This is a genomic window from Microbacterium sp. ISL-103 (genome assembly GCF_018613995.1).
In the GTDB taxonomy this organism is placed as follows: Bacteria; Actinomycetota; Actinomycetes; order Actinomycetales; family Microbacteriaceae; genus Microbacterium.
In genome coordinates, this window is the sequence record NZ_JAGGPD010000331.1 from 1 (window position 1) to 4904 (window position 4904).

The following is a 4904-nucleotide window of genomic DNA, read 5'->3' on the forward strand; positions in this document are numbered from 1 at the left end:
ATGACGTTCGGGATCCTGCGCAGTCGCGGGACGATGTCGAGCACGCCGGTGTTGTAGCCGAACGTGAGCCAGACGTCTCCGTCGACGTGCTCGCGCATCGCGTGACGGGTCGAGGTCAGATCGAATGCCGACGTGCCCTTCCATCCGTCGCGAGGTTCGCGGATGAGCACGCGCTGAAGGCCGTTCCATTCGTCGACGGTCGTCGGCCCCTCCCCGGGGATCTGACAGTAGACGATGACGTTCCACCCCTGGTCGCGCAGATACAGGCCGACGTTCTCGGCAGCGGTCTCGAACCCGCCGTACGCGGCAGGTACGCCGTGGGTGCCAAGTATCCGGACGGTTGATGGCACGGTGATTTCCCCCTCATTTCGGATGCTCTCGCACCCACTTCACTGCATCACGGCTCTGCATCCGCCTCCCCGGCGGACCGAACCACAGTGTTCTGTGACTAGTATGCCCCGCTGGGCTGCACCATGACCTTGGCAGTGCGCCACATGATCTGCAGGTCGTTCATGACCGACCAGTTCTCGACGTAGCGCAGGTCGAGGCGCACGCTCTCGTCCCACGAGAGGTCGCTGCGACCCGACACCTGCCACAGACCGGTGATTCCGGGCTTGATGTAGAGGCGACGGAACACGGTGCCGTCGTACGCGGTGACCTCGCTGGGCAGCGGCGGTCGCGGGCCGACGACACTCATGTCGCCGATCAGGACGTTCCAGAACTGCGGCAGCTCGTCGAGCGACAGCTTGCGCAGGATCCTGCCGACCCGCGTGACGCGGGGGTCGTCCTTCATCTTGAACAGGAGTCCTGCGCCCTGGTTCTGCTCCTTGAGTGCGGCGAGCTGCTGCTCGGCATCCGTCTTCATCGAGCGGAACTTCATGATCTTGAACGTGCGGCCGTCGCGACCCACCCGCTCCTGCGAGAAGAACAGCGGACCCGGCGAGTCCAGCTTCACGAGAAGCGCGAGGACCGGTGTGATCAGCGCGATCGGGATCAGAGCGACGGACGCGACGGCGATGTCGAGTGCGCGCTTGAGTACGTGCTGGCCGCCCTCGTACGAGGGGATCTGCACCTGGATCAGCGGAAGACCCTCGACGGGCGCGAACGAGATGCGGGGGCCGGCGACATCGGTGAGGCGGCTCGAGAGCACGAGCTCGGCGGCGGTGCCTTCGAGCTGCCAGCTGAGGTGCTTCACGAAATCGGGCTCGCCGTCGGGACGGCTCGCGACGATGATCGTGTCTGCACCCAGTTCGGCCGCCACCGTCGAGACGGAGTTGACGTTGCCGAGAACGGGGAAGTGCGCACCGGCGACTTCGACGTCACGCGCGTTGCCGTCGAGCAGTGTCGCGCCCACGACCTGGTACCCGGAGGCGCCGATCGGGTGCAGAGTGCGCACGACGTACTCGACGTCGTCTCTGTTGCCGACGACGAGCGTGCGCGAGGCGAAACGCCCCTGCGCACGCTGCGCCGTCAGCCAGTGCCGCCACGCCCAACGCGTGACCAGCAGTGTGAGAACACCGAGCGGCAGGCCGACGAGCAGCACGAGCTGCATCGTCTGCCAGCCCAGCACGACACTGAGCATGGCGATGATCCCGAACGCCAGCCCACTGGCGTGCGCCACGCCGCGGTACTCGGTGGCGCTGGCACGGAACAGCGCTGCATCGCGTGTATGCAGAGCGCTGAGCATCAGAAACCAGAGCGTGGCCAGCAGAATGCCGTTGCGCAGGGCCTCTTCCCCTGCGACACCGGTCATCACCTGGACCGCTGCTGTGATTCCGACTGCGAACAGGATGACCCCAGCATCCGTGATGCGCAGTCGCATCCGATAACGCCGCTCCCACTGACGGCGTCGCTCCAGCGTTGCGGACACGCGCGGTGTGACCACCGTATGCGTGACCGACTTCGCGGCTCGCGGTGCGGCGACCGGCATGAAGACCGAACCCGTGCGAGTGATGCTCAAAGCATCCTCGACGGAAGTCATGCCGAGGCCCCTTGAGCCGTGTATGTACGCAGAATTCCCCAGTGCGCCATGATTTCCCCAGTGTTTCCCCAGACCACGGACCCCACGTCCATGGCATCGTCTGCATCCCGACCCCTCGGGTTCCTGCTGCATCCGTGATCCCACATCACGGGTTGCGATCGCCGTCCCACACGGCGTTGCTGGCAGCAGGCGCTGCAGACTTCGTTCACTCTAGCGGAACCAGACGTTCAGCGGAAGATAATTCATGCGAGTGGACGAACCTATATTCCGGTGGCTGCTCTCCTGACCGGAATCTCGGCGATATTCTGACCGCGTGACCACCGCGCCCGCACCGAGATTCCACCTCAGCCGCATGCTTCCGCCCGATCCCGCAAAGCCGCACCGCACAGCCAGCACGCTCGAGCTCTTCTTCGATCTCGTCTTCGTCGTCGCCGTGAGCATCGCCTCGGCGCAGCTGCATCACGCGCTGAGTCACGGCGATTTCGTGCACGGCATCACTTCTTACGCCATGGTCTTCTTCGCGGTGTGGTGGGCCTGGATGAACTTCACCTGGTTCGCGACAGCGTTCGGCACCGACGACTGGCTGTATCGGATCACCACGATCGTGCAGATGGGCGGTGTGCTCGTCTTCGCCGCGGGCATCCCGACGGCGTTCGAGCAGGGCGACTTCACGATCGCCGTGCTCGGCTACATCGTGATGCGCGTCGCGATGGTCGCTCAATGGCTGCGGGCATCGCGCGGAGCGAGGGAGCTGCGCGCCGCCACGCGCCGGTATGCGTTCGGGATCGCCGCAGTGCAGGTGCTCTGGGTCCTGTTCCTGCTCATCCCGTCGGGGCCGCTTCAGATCGTCGCCTTCGCCGCGTTCGCCCTGATCGAGGTCAGCGTTCCGGTCTTCGCCGAGCACCGCAGGCAGACTCCGTGGCATCCGCATCACATCACCGAGAGATACGGCCTCTTCACCCTGATCGTGCTGGGCGAGAGCCTCCTCGCATCCGCCAACGCGATCATCGACGCCGGCCATGAGCTGGAGTCCTTCGTTCCCCTCATCTCGATCTCCGTCCTCACACTCGTGGTGACGGCGTCGCTCTGGTGGATCTACTTCTGGCCGCCGCACCACCGTGCGATCACCTCGTTCGGTCGCTCACTGCGCTACGGCTACACGCACTACTTCGTCTTCGCCGCCGCAGCCGCTTTCTCGGCGGGCATCGAGGTCGAGATCGACGTCCTCACCGGCGAGAGCCATCTGACCAACATCGCGGCCTCGTTCACCGTGACCGTCCCGATCGCGATCTTCCTGCTCGGAATCTGGTGGATCGCGATCCGAGAGAACGCCGACCGGCTCGTGAACATCGTGGTCCCGATCGCCGCCCTCATCGTGCTTCTCGACCCGATCCTGCCGACGCCGGTGGCCTTCTCCGCTGCGGTACTGGCGGCCGTGGTGGTGGTCCTCGTCCTGCATCCGCCCCGAGACGCGAGATCATAGCTTTCGCATAGACGAGGCATAGCTCGCTGCTCGGCTCCTCGGTGACCATGGATGAATCGACACCCCGTCCACACCGAGAGGAGCACGATCGTGAGCCGCATCCCCGAACCCGTCCAGACCCCCGAGGGTCCCACCTACGAAGGTCGTCTGCTCGACCACGTCGACGAGGAGGTCGTCGACCAGGGCGCCGCCTTCGACATCCGCACCCTCGTGACCCGCCGAGGCGTGCTCGGTCTCGCAGGCCTCGGTGTGGGAGCAGTCGTGCTCGCCGCCTGCGCTCCGGCCGCGACGGGCACCAGCGGGTCGACCGGCGGCGATTCCACCGCCACCACTGACACCGACGGGTCGACGGGGGCCGATTCGGCGACCGCGGCGGGAGAGATCCCGGACGAGACGGCCGGTCCGTATCCCGGCGACGGTTCCAACGGCCCCGACGTGCTCGAGCAGTCGGGCATCGTGCGGCAGGACATCCGCCGTTCGATCGACGGCTCGGCCACAGCCGACGGAATCCCGTTGACGTTCGAGTTCCAGGTGCTGGACATCGCGAACGGCAGCGTGCCCTTCGAGGGCGTCGCGGTCTATGCCTGGCACTGCACGGCGCAGGGCGAGTACTCCATGTACTCCTCCGGGCTCGAAGAGGTCGACTATCTGCGGGGAGTGCAGGTCGCGGATGCCGACGGCACGGTGTCGTTCTCATCGATCTTCCCCGGGTGCTACTCGGGGCGATGGCCGCACATCCATTTCGAGGTGTATCCCGACGTCGACTCGATCACCGACTCGGCCAACGCCATCGCCACCTCTCAGCTGGCGCTTCCCGAAGACGTCTGCGCCACCGTCTACGCCGACTCCCGCTACGACGGATCGACCCAGAACCTGTCACAGACGAGCCTCGCCTCGGACAACGTCTTCGGAGAGGATGCGGCCGCTCTGCAGCTGGCCACCGTCACCGGCGAATCCGGCAGCGGATACACCGCCACGCTCGTCGTCGCCGTCGACACCACGACCACACCCACGGCCGGATCCGCTCCCTCGGGTGGCGGCGCCGGCGGTGGCGGCCAGCCGCCGTCCCACTGACGGTTCACGAAAGGACAGCAGACATGCTTCAGAACCTCACAGGGTGGCACGCCCTGATCATCCTCGCGATCGTCGTCCTCATCTTCGGCGCAGCGAAGCTCCCGGCCCTCGCCAAGAGCGTCGGCCAGTCCATGCGCATCCTCAAGACCGAGGTCGCCGAACCCACGGGCCGCCCTGGGGACGCCACCGACTCCGAGCTCCGGCCCGTGACGACCCGAGAGGCACGCTCGTACGTCGACGCGGCCGCGTCGGACGACGTCGCTCGGCCCGCCGTGCGAGCCGCGGAGTAGATCATGACCGCGCCCGCCCCTGCCCTCGTCGAGGCGCGCGTCCCGCCCCCTCGACCGGGAATGCCGCTGTCGTCGC

General features: G+C 66.4%; 5 protein-coding genes. 3 read left to right on the plus strand and 2 right to left on the minus strand.

Going from position 1 to position 4904, the window contains the following annotated elements; translation table 11 throughout:
- Both J7E68_RS12490 and J7E68_RS12495 read right to left on the minus strand, forming a co-directional pair.
- A partial coding sequence (locus tag J7E68_RS12490) for a DUF1972 domain-containing protein (RefSeq protein ID WP_311416825.1) occupies window positions 1–350 on the minus strand: 350 nt, incomplete at its 3' end.
- Between the two features lie 98 nt (window positions 351–448).
- Window positions 449–1981, minus strand: coding sequence for a sugar transferase (locus J7E68_RS12495; protein ID WP_215173037.1), 1533 nt, complete (start codon window positions 1979–1981; stop codon window positions 449–451).
- Between the two features lie 352 nt (window positions 1982–2333).
- Here J7E68_RS12495 and J7E68_RS12500 point away from each other — a divergent pair, with 352 nt between their 5' ends.
- The 3 genes from J7E68_RS12500 to J7E68_RS12510 all read left to right on the plus strand — a co-directional run bounded on the left by J7E68_RS12500 (window position 2334) and on the right by J7E68_RS12510 (window position 4828).
- The gene (locus tag J7E68_RS12500; RefSeq protein ID WP_215173049.1) at window positions 2334–3464 is read left to right on the plus strand and encodes a low temperature requirement protein A; all 1131 of its coding nucleotides are present in this window, start codon (window positions 2334–2336) and stop codon (window positions 3462–3464) included.
- 90 nt (window positions 3465–3554) lie between these two features.
- Window positions 3555–4538 carry an intradiol ring-cleavage dioxygenase gene (locus J7E68_RS12505; protein WP_215173039.1) on the plus strand — a complete coding sequence of 328 codons (984 nt, stop codon included), beginning with the start codon at window positions 3555–3557 and terminating at the stop codon, window positions 4536–4538.
- A gap of 23 nt (window positions 4539–4561) precedes the next feature.
- Entirely contained in the window at window positions 4562–4828 is a 267-nt protein-coding gene (locus tag J7E68_RS12510) for a twin-arginine translocase TatA/TatE family subunit (protein ID WP_215173042.1), read from the plus strand.
- Window positions 4829–4904 lie beyond the last annotated feature (76 nt).